This is a genomic window from Aeromonas sp. Prich7-2 (assembly GCF_017939255.1).
GTDB lineage: Bacteria > Pseudomonadota > Gammaproteobacteria > Enterobacterales > Aeromonadaceae > Aeromonas > Aeromonas caviae.
In genome coordinates this window covers 1-302 of the sequence record NZ_JAGKRI010000243.1, presented here as the reverse complement: position 1 = coordinate 302, position 302 = coordinate 1, and the positions used below count along the sequence as shown (strand labels likewise).

Sequence of the window (302 nt, the reverse complement as noted above, 5' to 3'; positions counted from 1 at the left end):
GCGCTATCCCAATAGCTGTTACAGCTACTCCCAGTTCTGTGACCGTTACAAGTCCTGGTGTCAGTTGCAAAAGCGCTCCATGCGCCAGATCCACAAGGCGGGGGAAAAGCTCTTTATCGACTACTGCGGGCCCACGGTGCCCATCGCCTCGCCCTCCACGGGTGAGGTCCGTCAGGCACAAGTCTTTGTCGCCGTGCTCGGTGCGTCCAACTACACCTTTGCCGAGGCCACCTGGTCCCAGTCACTGCCGGACTGGCTGCAAAGCCATGTCCGTGCCTTTGAGTTTTTCGGCGGGACACCGG

General features: G+C 59.9%; 1 pseudogene. It reads left to right on the top strand.

Going from position 1 to position 302, the window contains the following annotated elements:
• A pseudogene (locus J9892_RS21405) lies at positions 1–302 on the top strand (IS21 family transposase); the annotation flags it as partial.